This window comes from Vibrio sp. 1CM7H (genome assembly GCF_023161645.1).
GTDB classification, from domain to species: Bacteria; Pseudomonadota; Gammaproteobacteria; order Enterobacterales; family Vibrionaceae; genus Vibrio; species Vibrio diabolicus.
This window is the reverse complement of record NZ_JALNTV010000003.1, coordinates 591,657-609,719: the sequence shown is the minus strand read 5'-3', so window position 1 is coordinate 609,719 and position 18,063 is coordinate 591,657. Positions and strand designations below refer to the sequence as shown.

General features: G+C 44.9%; 18 protein-coding genes and 1 riboswitch. Of the genes, 3 read left to right on the top strand and 15 right to left on the bottom strand.

Features of this window, described 5'->3' with window-relative positions; translation table 11 throughout:
• Positions 1-85: 85 nt before the first annotated feature.
• Positions 86-1,363 (bottom strand): DUF4010 domain-containing protein, encoded by a 1,278-nt coding sequence (locus MSG33_RS15000; RefSeq protein WP_248381366.1) that lies wholly within the window; start codon positions 1,361-1,363, stop codon positions 86-88.
• 286 nt (positions 1,364-1,649) lie between these two features.
• Between MSG33_RS15000 and MSG33_RS14995 the strand changes: the two genes are divergently transcribed.
• On the top strand, positions 1,650-1,817 hold the full coding sequence (locus tag MSG33_RS14995; RefSeq protein WP_248381365.1) for a hypothetical protein: 168 nt from the start codon (positions 1,650-1,652) through the stop codon (positions 1,815-1,817).
• The gene (locus MSG33_RS14990; RefSeq protein WP_248381364.1) at positions 1,811-2,068 is read left to right on the top strand and encodes a hypothetical protein; all 258 of its coding nucleotides are present in this window, start codon (positions 1,811-1,813) and stop codon (positions 2,066-2,068) included. Before MSG33_RS14995 ends, MSG33_RS14990 begins: the two co-directional genes overlap by 7 nt.
• A gap of 114 nt (positions 2,069-2,182) precedes the next feature.
• Here MSG33_RS14990 and MSG33_RS14985 read toward each other — a convergent pair whose 3' ends face one another.
• The 11 genes from MSG33_RS14985 to moaA form a co-directional block, all read right to left on the bottom strand.
• Positions 2,183-3,130, bottom strand: coding sequence for a glutathione S-transferase family protein (locus MSG33_RS14985; RefSeq protein ID WP_248381363.1), 948 nt, complete (start codon positions 3,128-3,130; stop codon positions 2,183-2,185).
• Positions 3,131-3,297: 167 nt separating this feature from the next.
• The gene (oppF, locus tag MSG33_RS14980) at positions 3,298-4,311 is read right to left on the bottom strand and encodes a murein tripeptide/oligopeptide ABC transporter ATP binding protein OppF (RefSeq protein ID WP_006742812.1); all 1,014 of its coding nucleotides are present in this window, start codon (positions 4,309-4,311) and stop codon (positions 3,298-3,300) included.
• A complete protein-coding gene (locus MSG33_RS14975; protein WP_005396641.1) occupies positions 4,290-5,261 on the bottom strand; it encodes an ABC transporter ATP-binding protein in 972 nt (323 codons plus the stop codon). Before MSG33_RS14975 ends, oppF begins: the two co-directional genes overlap by 22 nt.
• Before the next feature lie 27 nt (positions 5,262-5,288).
• Positions 5,289-6,191 carry an oligopeptide ABC transporter permease OppC gene (oppC, locus tag MSG33_RS14970; RefSeq protein ID WP_005396642.1) on the bottom strand — a complete coding sequence of 301 codons (903 nt, stop codon included), beginning with the start codon at positions 6,189-6,191 and terminating at the stop codon, positions 5,289-5,291.
• 15 nt (positions 6,192-6,206) lie between these two features.
• Entirely contained in the window at positions 6,207-7,127 is a 921-nt protein-coding gene (oppB, locus tag MSG33_RS14965; protein WP_006742810.1) for an oligopeptide ABC transporter permease OppB, read from the bottom strand.
• 128 nt (positions 7,128-7,255) lie between these two features.
• Entirely contained in the window at positions 7,256-8,932 is a 1,677-nt protein-coding gene (locus tag MSG33_RS14960) for an ABC transporter substrate-binding protein (protein ID WP_005396644.1), read from the bottom strand.
• A gap of 532 nt (positions 8,933-9,464) precedes the next feature.
• Complete coding sequence (gene moaE, locus MSG33_RS14955; protein WP_048625774.1) at positions 9,465-9,920, bottom strand: molybdopterin synthase catalytic subunit MoaE; 456 nt, start codon at positions 9,918-9,920, stop codon at positions 9,465-9,467.
• A 1-nt stretch (position 9,921) separates the two neighbouring features.
• Entirely contained in the window at positions 9,922-10,179 is a 258-nt protein-coding gene (moaD, locus tag MSG33_RS14950; protein WP_005396646.1) for a molybdopterin synthase sulfur carrier subunit, read from the bottom strand.
• A complete protein-coding gene (gene moaC / locus MSG33_RS14945; RefSeq protein WP_005396647.1) occupies positions 10,176-10,655 on the bottom strand; it encodes a cyclic pyranopterin monophosphate synthase MoaC in 480 nt (159 codons plus the stop codon). Before moaC ends, moaD begins: the two co-directional genes overlap by 4 nt.
• Before the next feature lie 26 nt (positions 10,656-10,681).
• Positions 10,682-11,194 (bottom strand): molybdenum cofactor biosynthesis protein B, encoded by a 513-nt coding sequence (gene moaB / locus MSG33_RS14940; protein WP_005396648.1) that lies wholly within the window; start codon positions 11,192-11,194, stop codon positions 10,682-10,684.
• 105 nt (positions 11,195-11,299) lie between these two features.
• Positions 11,300-12,289 (bottom strand): GTP 3',8-cyclase MoaA, encoded by a 990-nt coding sequence (gene moaA, locus MSG33_RS14935; protein ID WP_005396649.1) that lies wholly within the window; start codon positions 12,287-12,289, stop codon positions 11,300-11,302.
• A riboswitch (molybdenum cofactor riboswitch) is annotated at positions 12,278-12,412 on the bottom strand. Its footprint overlaps the gene before it by 12 nt.
• A gap of 175 nt (positions 12,413-12,587) precedes the next feature.
• On the opposite strand from moaA, the gene MSG33_RS14930 reads away from it, so the two are divergent.
• Positions 12,588-13,484: a YvcK family protein gene (locus MSG33_RS14930; protein WP_074191595.1), complete on the top strand. Its 897-nt coding sequence runs from the start codon at positions 12,588-12,590 to the stop codon at positions 13,482-13,484.
• Positions 13,485-13,594: 110 nt separating this feature from the next.
• Here the strand turns inward: MSG33_RS14930 and luxU are convergent, their stop codons facing one another.
• The 3 genes from luxU to uvrB form a co-directional block, all read right to left on the bottom strand.
• Entirely contained in the window at positions 13,595-13,939 is a 345-nt protein-coding gene (luxU, locus tag MSG33_RS14925) for a quorum-sensing phosphorelay protein LuxU (protein ID WP_012841577.1), read from the bottom strand.
• Positions 13,936-15,342: a quorum-sensing sigma-54 dependent transcriptional regulator LuxO gene (luxO, locus tag MSG33_RS14920; protein WP_005396653.1), complete on the bottom strand. Its 1,407-nt coding sequence runs from the start codon at positions 15,340-15,342 to the stop codon at positions 13,936-13,938. Before luxO ends, luxU begins: the two co-directional genes overlap by 4 nt.
• Positions 15,343-15,634: 292 nt before the next feature.
• On the bottom strand, positions 15,635-17,665 hold the full coding sequence (gene uvrB / locus MSG33_RS14915) for an excinuclease ABC subunit UvrB (protein ID WP_065646646.1): 2,031 nt from the start codon (positions 17,663-17,665) through the stop codon (positions 15,635-15,637).
• Between the last annotated feature and the right edge of the window lie 398 nt (positions 17,666-18,063).

Sequence of the window (18,063 nt, the reverse complement as noted above, 5' to 3'; positions counted from 1 at the left end):
TATCCAAAGCCCTCGATTCGTCGAGGGCTTTTTCTCTTGTTGGCCACACAGCAAAGAGGCTATGAGCAATAGTACTAATACGCTCTTACGAATACAGCGCCATAAATACCCCAGCCCCAACCACAACACCACCTGTCATCACTGGTGCGATTCGGTGCCAAAGCTTCTTATCCCCTATCGCGATGACCATCCCCATTTTCACAATGGTATTAACCGAAGCGGCGATCAAAATGCCTAACGCAGCAGTGGTCACGCTTAATGTTTGCGTACTTTGACGTCCGAGGGTTAACGAGATCGCATCAACGTCAGTAATCCCTGATAAAGCAGAAAGGATCAACACACCCGCGTTGCCGAACCAGTCAGACAAAGCATGAGCAAGCAGCATAATCACCGCCAACACGAGGCCAAAGAACAGTGCCGACTGCAAAGCAAGAGGGTTCGTTTGCTTATTTGATTGCTCAATCTGCTCAACTTCACTTCTGCGCCAAATCCACCATGCCGGAATGTACAGCGCAACCATCATCGCCATCACAATTGGCCAAAGCAGTTTCACTAATTGTGGATTGATAACAGACAGTACGATAAGTAAACGAGGGAACATGGTTCCGCAGCTCAAAAGAATACCACTAGCGAGTAACGGGCTGATGCTCGCTTGCTCACGAGAAAGATGGGAAAACTGCAATGTTAATGCTGTCGAAGAGCTAAGCCCCGCAAATACAGACGTAAACAAAATACCTCGCTTCGCCCCGCCGATCTTTATCGCAAAATAACCGACAAAAGAGATACTAGCGATCAGCACAACCATCCACCAAATCTCATACGGGTTAAGTGCACGCCAAGGGCCGTAAGATTGATTTGGTAACAGTGGTAACATGACTATCGAGATAAGTAATAAACGCAGTGCTGCGTCTAACTCATACTCTTGCAGTTTTTGTAGTGCTTGATGTAGCTCTCTTTTGTTATCGAGCACCACAGCGGTTATGACGGCCGCTGCTGCAGCTAAAACAGCCTCACCCGACACGGCAAGGTTACCCAGAACAAACACCACCATGATACTAACCACGCCAGTGATGCTCACATCTCCGCTCTTTTTCTGCTGTATAACAAAAGCGATGCAAGTGAGGATGACTAAAGCGATAAGCGCAAAACCAATGAGTAAAGGTGTATAGATGTTGGCGAGAATGCCAACTAAACCACCGAGTAAACCGACTAAAGAAAAAGTACGAATGCCTGCTACACGACTGCCTTCTACGCTATTGCGCATCACCCAGCCACGTTGGGTGCCAACAATTGCCCCTAGTAATAGAGCAATAAGCAGATTCCAAATTAGATGCTCGCCACTGACAAACTCATTGATATCCATGCATCACCCCGTTAAAAAGCGGTTGTTATATCATTAGTTTATTTGAATATGGGTAAGAAGCTGTGACGATGAGAGGATAATCAGAAAATGGCCCCGGTTCCCTGCTTACCATTGCGTCTTATAATTTCATTATTCTTTTATCTACCACCAAAACGTAATAGAACGAAGCGATCCTCCCTGTTCAATTTATCAGCATTATTTACATTTCAACTGAACTTTCTTACTAGAACTACGTAACGAAGATGGACTGCAATTACGCAAACTCACACATAAGTAAGGAATACATATGAACAACTCCATCAACAACTCACTGCTAAAGCTTGGTTTAGCTGCAATTCTGTTCAGTTTTTCTTCATTCAGCTTTTCTGCCCCAAGCATTAAAGGCGTTGATCAAGATATGTCCGGAGGAACGGTAACCGCAAAAATGGCTCATGCTGACGACAATGGATGGTAGTCCACCGAACAGACGAATCAATGAAGCCTGGCCCTGTTATCGGCTATGCCCCACTAAAGATGGGACAGAATGAGAACGTGAATGCAATTTTGATGGAACCGGTTGAGTCTGGCGACATGCTGATGCTAATGGTCCACGGAGAAAACGGGGGAATGAAGACTGGCGTATTTGAATATACACTCGGAGCCAAAGAAGATGGACCTGTAAAAGTCGACGGAAAATTAGTGATGGACGTCGTGCGCGCTAAGTAAGACGAGCGCACACTTAAAAGTCACTCTCCTACTCCTAGTATTTAGTTGGCATAAAAGTACTTAACGACATTGCTTACCGTTAAGTACTTGTTCATTTCTGATGGAGGCAGCAAACTAGCTAATTATTTCTCTTCCATGAGGAGAGTTTAAGTCTAAATCAGGCCCTTTGGGTACGACTTGCGTCGGGTTAATCCCGGTGTGGCTGAAATAGTAGTGACGTTTAATATGGTAGAAATCCGTGGTTTCTTCGACGCCTTCGACTTGATACAGCTCTTTTAAGTATCCTTGAATATTTTCGTAGTCTGCGATGCGCTGCTTGTTACATTTGAAGTGGCCCACATACACGACATCGAAACGGATCAGAGTCGTAAACAAACGCCAATCAGCCTCAGTAATAGTATTCCCCGCTAAATAACGATGCGTCGCTAGGTGCGAATCGATTTTATCTAGCGCAGCAAATAAAGAATCGAATGCTTCTTCATATGCCTCTTGCGTGGTCGCAAAACCACAGCGATACACTCCATTATTGACGTTTGGATAAACAAAATCGTTCCACTCGTCAATAACATGCTTTAGCTGTTCTGGATAATAGTCATCGTGGTTTCCTGTTAACGCATTGAACTCCGAGTTAAACATACGAATAATTTCTGACGACTCATTCGACACTATCGTATTGGTCTTTTTATCCCAAAGCACAGGCACAGTTACACGGCCTGTGTAATCTGGTTTGGCCTGCGTGTAGATTTGGTGCATACGAGTGTGACCAAATAGTGGCTCAGGAAGCCCCATTTGCCAGCCTTGGCTTAACATATCAGGGCAAACAACCGTGACATCAATATGGGGCTCTAAGCCTTTCAGCTTGCGGAAGATGAGCGTTCGGTGTGCCCAAGGACAAGCAAGAGAGACATACAAATGGTATCGACCAGACTCTGGTTTAAACTCCGCATCAGGTTCGTTTTTAACCCAGTTACGGAATCCGGCATCTTCACGCACAAATTTGCCACCATTTGATTTTGTGTCATACCAGACGTCATGCCAAACACCTTCGACTAACTTACCCATGATTGCGCTCCTCTCATTCTGTTTATGTCTATATTAGCGTTTCCTATCAAACAGAAAATCACTGAACTTAGGACATCATGTTCAAGAAATTCGAATGTATAAATCAGATGCATAAAAAAAGCGCGACCCGATGAAGGTGTCGCGCTTAAGCCCGTCACAGGCTGAATTTATACACTGACGTGCAAACAAGATACCGCGTGAACGTCGTTGCCTTGAATCGTTGGCTTTGTCTTCGCACACTCTTCGGTTGCTTGTGGGCAACGAGTGCGGAACACACAACCCGATGGTGGGCTGATCGGCGAAGGAAGGTCGCCTTCCAGCATTTGGATTTTCTTACTGCGTTCAATGTTCGGGTCCGGAATCGGAACCGCTGACATCAATGCGCGTGTATATGGGTGCTTAGGATCAGCAAACAGCGCCTCCGCCTCACCGAGCTCGACAGCATTACCCAAGTACATGACCAAAACACGATCTGAGATGTGTTTAACCACTGACAAATCATGCGCAATGAATACCAGAGAAAGGCCTAGTTCTTTTTGAATCTCTTTAAGCAGGTTAACAACCTGAGCTTGAATAGATACATCAAGCGCCGATACGGGTTCATCACAGATGATCATCTTAGGCTTAAGGATAAGCGCACGCGCAATACCGATACGCTGGCATTGACCACCCGAGAATTCATGCGGATAACGGTTGATCACATTTGGTAGTAGACCCACTTTCGCCATCATTTCTTTAACGCGGTCTTTCACTTCCTGCTTAGACAGTTCTGGGTAGAACGTTTCAAGAGGCTCAGCAATAATGTCGCCAACCGTCATACGTGGGTTAAGAGATGCCAAAGGATCTTGGAAAATCATTTGGATTTCTTTACGCGTTTCACGACGTTGGACGTCTTTCATCTTAGTTAGATCTTGACCCAACCAAACTACTTCGCCATCCGTCGCTTCAACAAGACCGATGATGGCGCGCGCAAACGTCGATTTACCACAACCTGACTCGCCTACTACACCAAGTGTTTCCCCTTCGTATAGTCGAACGTTCACCCCATCAACCGCTTTTAGGCTTGAAGGCTTTGACCAAGGCCATGCCGATTTTGACGCAATGCTGAAGTGAACTTTCAGCTCTGAAATGTCCAGAATTAGCTTTTTATCTACTGCGTTCATTTGTTCCAAGCCTCCCATTCAGAAAAACATGCGCGCTGACGGCCATCACCAAATGGAGTCAGAATTGGCGCTTCACGCTTACAACGATCCATCACTCGGTGACAACGCTCTTGATAAGGGCAGCCCGGTGGTAGACGAAGCAAGTTTGGTGGATTACCAGGAATGGTTGGCAGAATTTCACCTTCCGTATCAAGGCGAGGAATCGCCTTCAGCAGACCCTCTGCATAAGGGTGGCTTGGATTATAGAAGATTTCGTTTACGTTGCCGTACTCCATCGTACGACCTGCATACATCACCAGCACTTTGTCACACGAACCTGCAACAACACCAAGGTCGTGCGTGATCATGATGATCGCAGTGTTGAACTCGTCTTTAAGCTCATTAAGCAGGTCCATTATCTGTGCTTGAACCGTCACATCAAGTGCTGTTGTTGGCTCATCGGCAATAAGCAGTTTAGGACGACATAACAACGCCATCGCGATCATTACACGCTGACGCATACCGCCTGAAAACTCATGCGGGTACATCGTGATACGCTTACGCGCTTCAGGGATTTTCACCGCTTCCAGCATGCGTACTGATTCTTCAAATGCTTCCGCTTTGCCCATGCCTTTGTGCAGCATAAGCACTTCCATCAACTGATCACTTACTTTCATGTAAGGGTTCAGTGATGTCATTGGGTCTTGGAAGATCATTGCGATCTGTTCCGCACGCACTTTGTTCAGTTCTTTTTCTGGTAAGTTTAGGATTTCTTTGCCTTCAAACTTTGCGCTACCAGAAATAATACCGTTCTTAGCCAACAGGCCCATGATTGCGAATACGGTTTGAGATTTACCTGATCCCGATTCTCCAACGATACCTAAGGTTTCGCCTTGGTTGAGAGAGAAGTTCAAATCGTTTACTGCGGTTACTATACCATCTTGCGTGGTGAATTCGACGCGCAGATCTTTGACATCTAATAAGCTCATCATTGCTTCCTTAATCTTATCTTTTAATTATCTGTCTTTTGGATCCAGCGCATCGCGCAGGCCGTCACCAACGTAGTTGAAGCAGAATAGCGTCACAACCATGAACACTGCTGGGAATGCCAGCTGCCAGATTGCTACTTCCATTGTCTGTGCACCTTCTTGTAGAAGAGCGCCCCAACTTGTCATTGGTTCCTGAACACCAAGACCAAGGAATGATAGAAATGATTCAGTTAGAATCATACTTGGGATAAGCAGCGTGGAGTATACCGCTACAATACCCAGTACGTTCGGCACGATATGACGAGTGATAATTTTCCAGTTGCTAACACCACACACGTGTGCAGCTTCGATGAACTCCTTGCTACGTAAGCTGAGTGTCTGACCACGTACAATACGCGCCATATCTAGCCATGCGATAGCACCAATCGCGACAAAGATCAGCATGATGTTACGACCGAAGAATGTCACAAGTACGATAACTAGGAACATAAACGGTACCGCGTATAAAATTTCTAGAATACGCATCATCACACGGTCAACTTTACCGCCGATAAAACCAGATGCTGCGCCATAGAGCGTACCAATCAGTACGGCTACAAAGGCACCCATGACCCCCACCATCAACGAAATACGACCGCCGATTAGCGTGCGCACGTATAAGTCACGGCCTAGGCTGTCAGTACCAAACCAATGGTCAGCATTCGGTGCAACGTGCATCGCGTACCAGTCAGTATCATCAAAGGTGTGCGGTGCGATCATTGGCAGAATAATCACCGCCAACGTCATTAGAACAAGAAGGAATAAGCTCACCATTGCCGCTTTGTTGCGCATAAAACGGATACGAGCATCTTGCCAAAGACTGCGACCTTCAATCTCCAAGTTTTCGGAGAACTTCTCAATCGCTTCTAGGTTTTCTTTTTTCGTTAACATAACCAAACGTCCCTGTTAGTAGCGAATTTTCGGGTCAATCATTGCAAGTAGAATATCTACAATCGCGTTGAATAAAATGAATAGGAAACCAATCAGGATGGTTACACCCATTACTAGCGAGTAGTCACGGTTAAACGCAGCATTAACGAATAGCTTACCAATACCTGGTAGACCAAAAATGGTTTCGATAACAACAGAACCGGTGATGATACCTACGAAAGCAGGACCCATGTAAGAAACAACAGGGAGAAGTGCCGGCTTAAGAGCGTGCTTGATGATAATGTAACGGTAGCTTAGACCTTTAGCACGAGCCGTACGAATAAAGTTACTGTTTAGGGTTTCGATCATCGAACCACGCGTAATACGAGCGAAGGTTGCAACATACAGTAGTGACATACCAATGACAGGAAGCACTAAATACTGCCAGCTACCATCTTGCCAACCGCCCGCAGGGAAGATATTCCAGTGAAGCGAGAATAGATAGATAAGCGCAGGTGCCAATACAAAAGAAGGCATTACCACGCCGAGCATCGCTGTCGACATGATGGTGTAATCAATCCAAGTATTCTGCTTGAGCGCAGCAATGGTACCGACGGTAACCCCCATAATCAGGGTAAAGATAAAGGCGATGAAGCCCACTTTAGCCGAAACCGGTAAGGCTACCGCGATCAGCTCGTTAACCGAGTAATCAAGGTATTTAAATGACGGCCCGAAATCCCCTTGGATAACATTGGTCAAATACGTGGTGTATTGTTCAAATACAGGTTTATCCAAGCCATATTTAGCTTCGATATTTGCCATAACTTCGGGTGGCAATGGACGCTCTGTCGAGAAAGGGTTTCCCGGTGCAAAGCGCATAAGAAAGAAAGATACGGTGATCAAAACCAACATTGTTGGGATCGCCTCAAATATCCTTTTTGCGATGAATTTAAGCATAAACTCACTCTTTCAGTCTGTGACAGTTAAATTAAAGAAGTCGTCCAATTCTTTTGGACTAAAGATAGGCGCTACATGCAATTTCTCACATGTAGAGCCTCATTTTTATAGTTCTATCGAGTTACGAATTACTCTGTGATGTAGAGATCTTTAGAGTAAATCTTGTCTTCCGCGTTATTGACTGGGAAGCCACCAACTTTCGGTGATAGTAGACGTGATTTCACGTACTGGTAGATAGGTGCGATTGGCATATCTTTTGCCATCAACTTCTCTGCTTCTAGGTAAAGCGCTTGACGCTCTTCGTCAGAAGTTGAAGCAAATGCTTTGTTCATGATTGCATCGTACTCTTTGCTGTCGTAGTGAATACCACCAGTAGTGTTATTACTCATCATCAGCGTTAGGAAAGATGAAGCTTCGTTGTAGTCGCCACACCAACCTGCACGAGCAACCTCAAAGTTGCCAGAATCTTTGGTAGATAGGTAAGTTTTCCACTCTTGGTTTTCTAGCGTAACGTCTAGACCAAGCGTCTTCTTCCACATTGAACCCAGTGCAACCGCAAGTTTCTTGTGGTTCTCTGACGTGTTGTATAGAAGGTTAAATTCAAGAGGGTTGTCTGCGCCGTAACCCGCTTCTTCCAATAGACGCGCCGCTTCAGCGTTACGCTCTTCTTGCGTCATTTTGCCGTATGCAGGGATTTCTGGGTTGAAACCCGCCGTGATTTCAGGCGTTAGGAAATAAGCTGGCTTTTGACCTTGTGCTAGGATCGCATCAGTCACGATATTACGGTCAATCGCATAAGAAATCGCTTTACGTACGCGAACATCATCAAACGGCTTTTTCTTCGTGTTGAAGATGTAGTAGTAAGTACATAAGTTACCCGATACAGACACGTCTTCTGGATGCTCTTGCTTCAAACGCTTGAAGTGCTCTGTAGGCAGTTCATTCGTGAAGTCGATTTCACCTGCTAGGAAGCGGTTCATTTCCGCTACTTGGTTTTCGATTGGTAGGAAAGTAACTTGATCAAGCGTCGTGTTTTCGTTGTCCCAGTATTGTTCGTTACGTTTTAGAACTAAACGCTCGTTTACAACCCAGTTGTCAACAACATAAGCACCGTTACCTACAAAGTTCTCAGGCTTCGTCCATTGATCGCCGAACTTTTCAACGGTTGCTTGGTGAACAGGCTTCACTGTTGTGTGGCCCATCATCATCACAAAGTATGGTACAGCAGTGTCTAGCTCAACCACTAACGTGTGGTCGTCAACCGCTTTAACACCCAACTCACTCTTGTCTTTTTTACCCGCAACAATGTCTTTTGCGTTCTTCATCTTGGTGTATTCCATGTACCAAGCGTATGGAGAAGCGGTTGCTGGGTCGACTGCGCGTTGGAAGCTGTATACAAAATCACCTGCAGTAACAGGATCACCGTTAGACCATTTTGCGTCTTCACGTAGGTGGAAAGTGTATGTTTTGTTGTCTTCAGTTTCCCAAGATTCTGCAACACCAGGGATAGTGTTACCGTCCGCATCTTGGTTTACTAGGCCTTCAAGAAGATCGCGAATCACGTGGGATTCTGGAACACCTTGAGATTTATGAGGGTCTATTGTCGCAACTTCTGTACCGTTACCACGCACCAATTCTTGAACAGCAGCAAGTTTTGGCTCTTTAGAATCAGATTTAGCTTCAGGGGCTGGAGCCGGAGCAGGCTCTGCAGCTTGTTTCTCTGCAGGCTTTTCGCCACAACCAGCTAAAGCGAGAGAAAGACCAGCACCAATAAATAAAGCGCGCGTGATTTTATTCTTATACATGCGTAAAACTCCAAATTTTTTCGTTAGCATCCATGACTTCTTTGTAAGGGCCTGGAACGGTCAGAGTTTTAGATTTTTTTAGTGCATTTTCTGAGCACAAAAGCCTAAAACCTTACAAAGACTGCGGCACACATTAGCAATCATTGAAGTAATTTGCCATAAAAATGTAGCAAAAAAACCAATAATCCTGACTAAACCACACATATCTAGCAGTAAACTCTAATCAAAAAGTATTCACCAGCCAAATGGAGACCAGAAGCGACATTCCACAGACAAAACTTTCGATTAATCTACATTTAAACCATTTGATAGCATCTTATGCTAGATATTTACACATTATTTAACATTTATGACAAATGAAGTCTAACAAATAATTGTTTATATATTGGGCTAAAAACTTTTATTGTGAAGAATATCACCAGAGCGAGCACGGGTTGTGTTGAAGTCAAATGAGCAGAATTATGAAGATAAGTACAAAAAAAGCTAAGTGCCATTGACACTTAGCTTTTTTCACTAGAATGAGGAGTGGGTTCTATTTTTCCCAACGCTGCGCAGCTTGGTGATCAGTATCGCGCGACTCAATCCAACGATCTTCACTCGTCGTGCGTTCTTTCTTCCAAAATGGTGCTTTGGTTTTCAAGTAGTCCATAATGAACTCGCAAGCATCAAATGCTGCTCCACGGTGTGCACTTGAAACACCAACAAAGACGATTTGATCACCGCTATCCATGTCACCAACGCGATGAATCACGCGTACGCCCAATAATGGCCAACGTGATTCAGCTTGATCGCAAATGTCGCTCAAGCTCTTCTCAGTCATGCCTGGGTAGTGTTCCAAGTGCAAACCAACAACATTATCGCCAAGGTTCATATCTCGAACTTTACCAATGAATGTTACGACAGCACCAGCAGCCGTACCTTCGGATAAACGTTGATATTCGTGATCAACGGAAAAGTCTTCAACTTGTACAGAGACGCGAGGATCCATCTTAACCTCCAGTTACCGGTGGGAAAAATGCAACTTCATCCCCCGCTTTTACTTCGGTGTCAAGTGGGACAATAGATTGATTAACAGCAGCAAGTAGCTTTCCTGGCTCTAAAGCCAAATCCCACTTGCCATTTTTATCAGCGCCCTCTTCCACGAGATGCGCGCGAATCGCTTCAACCGTTTCAAATTGATCATCTAATTCGACACTGTCGATACCAATCAGCTCACGAGTCTGAGCAAAAAAAAGTACTTTAATCATGATTCCGCCTTGAAGTGTCCAGATTTTCCACCCGTCTTTTCTAGGAGACGAACTTGACCGATAACCATATCTTTTTGCACCGCTTTACACATATCGTAAATCGTCAGTGCAGCAACAGAAGCCGCCGTGAGCGCTTCCATTTCTACGCCCGTTTTACCTGCAAGCTTACAAACAGATTCAATACGAACTTTGTTTTCTGACTCAATAGCCTCCAACTGAACTTCGACTTTAGAAAGCAACAGAGGATGACAAAGTGGAATCAAATCCCACGTTTTCTTTGCAGCTTGGATACCAGCAATTCGAGCCGTCGCGAACACATCACCTTTGTGATGCTGCCCGGAAACAATCAGTTGCAAGGTTTCTGGGGCCATGTGAACAAATGCTTCTGCACGTGCTTCACGAACCGTTTCAGCTTTTGCAGACACGTCGACCATGTTAGCTTCGCCAGACGCGTTGATATGGGTAAATTGAGTCATTGTTTTTCCTTCGCTTTTAGGAAAGGTTATACAGATAGGTGCGGCATGAAGTTACAAGGGCGATGGCTTGCATCTAACTGCTGCTTGATGATCTTCGTCCAGCCAGTGCGGCACGCACCTGTTGAACCAGGCATTGCGAAGATAACTGTATGGTTAGCAAAACCTGCAATTGCACGCGACTGGATCGTTGACGTACCAATTTCTTCGTAAGACACCATGCGGAATAACTCACCAAAACCTTCTACTTCTTTATCAAACAGAGGCTTCAGCGCTTCTGGCGTGCTGTCACGTGACGTGAACCCTGTACCACCAGTAATCATGATCGCTTGAACATTGTCGTCCGCAATCCACTGAGAAACAATTGCGCGAATTTTGTACATGTCATCAATAACAATTTGCTTATCGACAACATTGTGACCCGCTTCTTGAGCGTGTTCAACAAGGTAGCGACCAGAGGTATCGTTTTCTTCGGTACGAGTGTCAGATACCGTTAGAACGGCAATATTTGCAGGTTGAAATTTGCTTTCAGCGTGACCCATGTGTTCACCTATTCTCTTTTAACTTTGATACGTTTGGTATCGATTCTAGAAAAGCGAGGGAAAGCTAGCCTATAAATAAGCTTTCCCTACAAAATTTGAGTTGATTTAGCCGCCGATAGACGCCAGATGTGGCGTCATACCCGTATTACCATCGTGCAAGAAGTGGCTCACCGACTTAGTTTGTAACTGCGCTTGGATGCGTTCAATAAGCTCGCTTTCTTGCTCATCACGTTCCAATAGATCACGCAGTTCTACACCGTGGTCTCCAAACAAACACAGATGCAGCTTACCCATCGCAGAGACGCGTAGTCGGTTGCAGCTCTCACAAAAGTCTTTTTCATAAGGCATGATTAGACCAATTTCACCCTTGTAATCTGGATGAACAAACACTTGCGCGGGGCCGTCATTATGAGAGCGCACTTTAAGCAGCCAACCGTTCGCAATCAACTGATTACGAATTGCTACGCCGGACACATGATGCTTATTGAATAAATCATCCATCTCACCCGTTTGCATCAACTCGATGAAGCGCAGTTGGATTGGACGATCTTTTATCCAGTTGAGAAATGCTGGCAGTTCTTGATGGTTAAGATCTTTCATCAAAACCACATTAACTTTGACTTGCTCATAACCAACTTCAAACGCACGCTCGATACCATTCATCACCTCAGTGAACTTATTTTCACCCGTGATTTGATGGAACATGCGCGGATCAAGGCTGTCCACGCTAACGTTGATGTGAGTTAAGCCCGCTTCACGCCAGTCTGCGACTTGCTTCGCCATGCGGTAACCATTGGTCGTCGTTGCAACTTTTTGGATACCAGGCGTCGTCGCCACTGAGTGGATAATGTCGGTAAAATCTTTGCGTAAACTTGGTTCACCGCCAGTAATGCGCACTTTTGACGTGCCACAATCAGCAAACGCTTTTACGACCCGTTTGATTTCAGGAAGAGATAAAAAAGACGAGTTTTTATTGCCCGAAGGCTTATAGCCATCAGGAAGGCAATAGGTACATTTGAAATTACATACGTCGGTCACAGACAGACGCAAGTAATAGAACTTACGATGAAATTTGTCTTCGAATTGTTGCGCCACGGAACACCTTTCCAAACACGGGAGGCATGGCCATTTCCAATCATGCCCTTGTGACAGTACGCCACTGGCTCAAAACGCTTATCCTCGGACTTAGCAATAGTGAGCTCGGAGTTATGGCAACCAGAGATATGAAACCTCTGATAGCTTTGCGGTGTAAAATACTTAATATTTGTACTGGAATCCAGACTTGAGTGATAAAAAACTCTCTAGAGACACAATTTACCGCTAAGTGAGTACCTTTCAAGCACTCCTTGAGATAAATTGTAGCCGTTTTTTACAAGATTATTAGAAGAACGTAATGAATATCTACACGGATAAAAAAGTGGTCGCTGTTGGCGGTGGTCATGGCTTAGGTCGAATGTTGGCCGCACTACGGGATTTTGGCGGCAATGCAACTGGCATTGTCGCCACAACAGACAATGGTGGCTCAACAGGAAGAATTCGTCACTGCCAAGGTGGAATCGCCTGGGGCGACACACGGAACTGCATTAATCAGCTGATCACAGAGCCGTCGATCAGTTCAATGATGTTTGAATATCGCTTCAAAGGTACTGGCGAGCTTGATGGTCATAACCTCGGTAACTTGATGCTTACGGCGCTCGATAACTTATCGGTCAGACCGTTAGATGCCATCAATCTGATTCGAAACATGTTAAAAGTCGACGTTAACATTCTTCCTATGTCTGAACACCCTTCCGATCTTTCCGCGTTATCCGTGGATGGGAAGTGGGTCACGGGAGAAACGAATGTAGACGAGATGAACACCGATTTACGCCGTCTCGATCTATCACCAGAAGTCCCTGCAACTAAAGAAGCAGTAACTGCACTGGCAGAGGCAGACGCTATTATTCTTGGTCCTGGCAGCTTTTTAACCAGCATCATGCCTCCTTTGCTGTTGCCTGAGCTCGGCAAAGCCATTGCCGCCAATGAGAAAGCAAAAGTCATTTTCGTTGCCAACTTGAGCCCGGAGTACGGCCCAGCCGGACGAATGACCATGGCACAAAAATTAGAATGGTGTGAGCGTGCCTGCCAAGGTAGGAAGATAGACGTGGTTCTAGCAGAGGAAACCGAGCAAGAAGTATTGAGCCAGTGGAATGTAGTGACGGAATCGTTAGCTTCGTCGAACCGAGATTGGCGTCACGACCGAGATAAACTCAAGCTCGCTATTGAAAGCCAGCTAAGGCTTTCAATTTAAAAAAGCCCTCTAAAGCTAGGGGATAGCTTCAAGTTTACTCGCTGTCAGCAATGAAAAAACCCTTCACTCAAGTGAAGGGTTTTGTGTAAGAGCCTCATTAGAACAGCGCATTACTGCTGCCAATCACGGTAAGCGTCGCGTGTTTCGTGCAAAAGATCGAACATCGTTTTTAACTCGTCTGACTCTTCAGCTAACTCACCTGCTTTGGCTTTTTTATCTATCGACATCGCCAATTGACAAAGACGGTCTGCTCCAAAGCTCGCTGCGCTGCTTTTTAACGCGTGACTGATTTCTTTTAGGTAACGCAATCGCTCTGTCCCTTGAAACTGAGATAAATTCTCGATGTAGGTATCCATCTCCCCCAAGAAAATATCGAGTAAAACAGGAACATTGTCACTGCCAATCTCCATCGACAGTTCATCGATTTTTTGCTGATTTAATACATTCACACTCATACTTTTTGCCGCTCTTCCTTGCCATTCCAAGCCTGTAACTTGCGGTAAATCGTCGACGGACTGACATCAAGGTATCCCGCCGCTCGGGGGATATTGCCATCACACGCTTCAATCGCTTGCTCTATCGCCATTTTTTCTGTCATCCACAACGGCATAATCTCAGACGCAGTCATCACTTTCGGCTCAATAAATTTCGCCACAGAAGACGGACGGTCAAGCGGTTGATTCAGCGGTGGCGGTAACATATCCAACGTGATTTCTTTACCGTTGTTTAGAACAACGATATTGCGCAGCACGTTTTGTAACTGACGAACGTTGCCTGGCCACTCATAGCTATTAAATCGGTCGATTACATCAGGCGCAAAACGCACGAAGCTTTTTCCTTCCTCGTGCGACATATAGCCTAACAGTGAGTATGCAATTTCAATGACATCTTCACCTCGTTCACGTAAAGGCGGCAAATGCAAAGGAATGACATACAAACGATAGTACAAATCTTCACGGAATCGACCTTCTTGTACCTCTTTCCATGGATCACGGTTAGTTGCACAAACAAAGCGAACATCCACGCTCTTCATTTTTGATGAGCCCACTTTTTGGAACGTGCCGGTTTGAATAAATCGCAGCAATTTGGTTTGCAAATCTAAGTCCATCTCACACAGTTCATCAAGGAAAAGTGTGCCACCATCCGCTAATTCCGCTGCACCCTGACGATCATTTGCTGCGCCGGTAAAAGCACCTTTCACGTGACCAAACAGTTCACTCTCAATCAAATCTTTTGGAATTGCAGCACAGTTAATCGCAATAAAAGGCTTGTCACCACGCTTGCTTGCCGCATGGATTGCCTCGGCGCATACCTCTTTACCCGTACCACTTTCACCAGTGATGAAGATACTCGCTTTACTGCTCGCTGCTGAATCAATCGTGCGGTAAACCTGTTGCATTGTTTGACTACTGCCAATAAAGCCTTGATAACTTTGATTTCCCGGGTTATCAGCCTCGTTTTTTAGCTTAGTCGCTTTACGAATCGCATTGTTAACCGTGACACGTAAGCGGTCAGCTTCACACGGTTTGATCAAAAAGTCTTGAGAGCCATGACGCATTGCTTCTACCGCGGTATCAATAGAACCGTGAGCGGTCATAAAAATAATAGGTACGTCTGGATGACTCTTTTTTACAGCGTGTAAAACGTCCATCCCCGTCATATCTGGTAGACGAAGATCGAGCAGAATAAGATCTGGAATTCTATGGTTGAGACTTTCAATGGCATCCCTACCTGTACCGACAATATTGATATCTATACCAAGCGGTGTCAGGTATGAGCGGTACAGTGCCGCAACAGATGCGGTATCCTCAACCATTAAAAGGTAACGAGATTTAGGACCTTCAGATTTTTGTTGCATAACCTAGCTAATATTTTGTTGTGTTTTAAACAATAATCGCATTACGCTTTGCATTTTGCAAATAACATTAGCTAAATTATGGGTAAGAGAAAGAATTCAAAAATAATATCAATTATTTAAAAAATGGCATAAACCATGCTGATAGTTTAGTGACCCCTCGGGTCACCTAGCCAACTGACGTTGTTAGTGAACGAGATGTTCACAAAACAAGCCAATAGACCCGACTGCCTATTGGCTTCTTTTTTTTGCAAGCAATCTAAAACACTTTGCTAAGCTAGATCATTAAGCTTACTTAACTATTTGCGATGAACTGCGCTCTTAGTTTTTCAATCTCGTCACGCTTTTGCGCCGCTAATTCAAACTCTAAATCTTGCGCGTGCTGATACATTGCCGCCTCAAGTCGACTGATTTCTTTTTCCAACTGTTGAGGAGACATGACCTCGTATGTTTGCGAAGGCTCCGCCACTTTCGACAACGGTACCTGTTTAGTATTACGCTGACGTTTAGACTTGGTAATATCGCCCAATTCCATAATATCTTTGATATTTCGTTTGAGTGCTTGCGGCGAAATGCCCATTTCTTCGTTGTACGCTTTCTGCTTCTCGCGGCGGCGGTTGGTTTCATCCATCGCCTTTTTCATGGAGTTGGTGATTCGGTCAGCATACAAGATCGCCTTACCTTCAAGATTTCGCGCAGCACGACCAATGGTCTGAATCAGTGAACGCTCGGAGCGCAAGAAGCCCTCTTTATCTGCATCCAATATTGCAACCAGCGAAACTTCAGGCATGTCCAAACCTTCTCGTAGCAAGTTAATTCCCACCAGCACGTCAAACTCGCCAAGACGAAGATCGCGGATGATCTCCACACGTTCTACGGTATCAATATCTGAATGTAAGTAACGTACCCTAACATCATGTTCGTGCAAGTACTCAGTGAGATCTTCGGCCATCCGTTTGGTCAATGTTGTCACTAGAACTCGCTCATCTTTAGCAGAACGGAGACGAATTTCAGATAACAAGTCGTCTACTTGGGTCGCTACTGGGCGAACTTCCAATTCTGGGTCAAGCAAGCCTGTTGGACGAACAACTTGATCCGCCACATCGCCTGAAGATTTTTCTAGTTCATAATTTCCTGGCGTCGCAGAGACAAAAATCGTCTGCGGTGCTAACGCTTCAAACTCTTCAAACTTGAGCGGACGATTATCTAACGCAGAAGGTAAGCGAAAACCAAACTCCACCAGCGTTTCTTTACGAGAGCGGTCACCTTTATACATGGCACCAATCTGCGGCACAGTCACGTGGGATTCATCGATGATCAACAAACCGTCATGAGGCAAGTAATCAAACAATGTCGGTGGCGGCTCGCCTTCCGATCGTCCGCTGAGATAGCGAGAATAGTTTTCGATACCTGAGCAAAAACCTAACTCATTCATCATCTCGATATCGAATTGAGTCCGCTGGCTAATACGCTGTTCTTCCAGTAGCTTGTTGTTGTCTAGAAGCTGTTTTTTGCGTACTTCTAATTCAACCTTAATATTTTCAATCGCTTCAAGAATACGATCTCTTGGTGTCACGTAGTGCGTCTTAGGATAAATGGTGTAGCGTGGTAAATCTCGCTGTTTCACCACACCAGTCAATGGATCAAAAACACTGATGCAGTCAATTTCATCATCAAACATTTCGACACGAACTGCGTCTTGGTCAGATTCCGCTGGAAAGATATCAATCACTTCGCCACGAACCCGAAACTGTCCTCGCTCAAATGCCACGTCATTTCTCGAATATTGTAGCTCTGCCAAACGTCGTAGCATGTCCCGTTGATCAATCACGTCACCACGACGTAAATGCAACATCATTTGCAAGTAAGATTCTGGGTCACCCAAACCATAGATAGCAGAAACAGACGCAACGATAATCGCGTCTTTACGTTCCAATAGTGCTTTCGTTGCGGAAAGGCGCATTTGCTCTATGTGAGCGTTAACCGATGCGTCTTTTTCAATGAAAGTATCCGTCGTCGGGACATAAGCTTCAGGCTGGTAGTAATCGTAGTAGGAAACAAAGTACTCCACCGCATTATTGGGAAAGAATGATTTCATCTCGCCATATAATTGCGCTGCGAGCGTTTTGTTTGGAGCAAGTAATATTGCAGGTCGCTGGGCTTGAGCGATAACATTCGCTAGTGTGAACGTTTTACCCGATCCCGTTACCCCCAATAGTGTTTGATGTGCCAGTCCAGCATCGAGCCCCTCAAGCAGCTGCTTGATCGCTCCCGGCTGGTCACCCGATGGCTGATAATCGGAGACCAATTCATAGACTTTACTCATACCCTTCCTCAACTTTACTGCGCTTTGGCTGTATATATATACACCTTGGCCAATGAAATCTACGTCTATCGAAAATTTACCCACCATTGTTAATAAATTTTCTTGTTTGTCTAGAATGCTGTAGCCATAAAAAACCGACTCTGATATAGTACTTCGCCCTAGCTGAAGAGCCACACCCATTCTTCACATTGCAATTTCCACAACTTTTCCCCAAAAATTGGCCTAAACACTCTTTATCCCCAAAAGCTAGATTTTTATCCACCTTGAATACATTTTGCTTAACATCAATAAATCTATGTTTTAATTGCATATTCTCTGTATAACTCTGATTAAAAATTCACTAAATAAAAACCAGGTTGCATATAAAAGATCTTTACTCAGATCTCATCAACATAGTT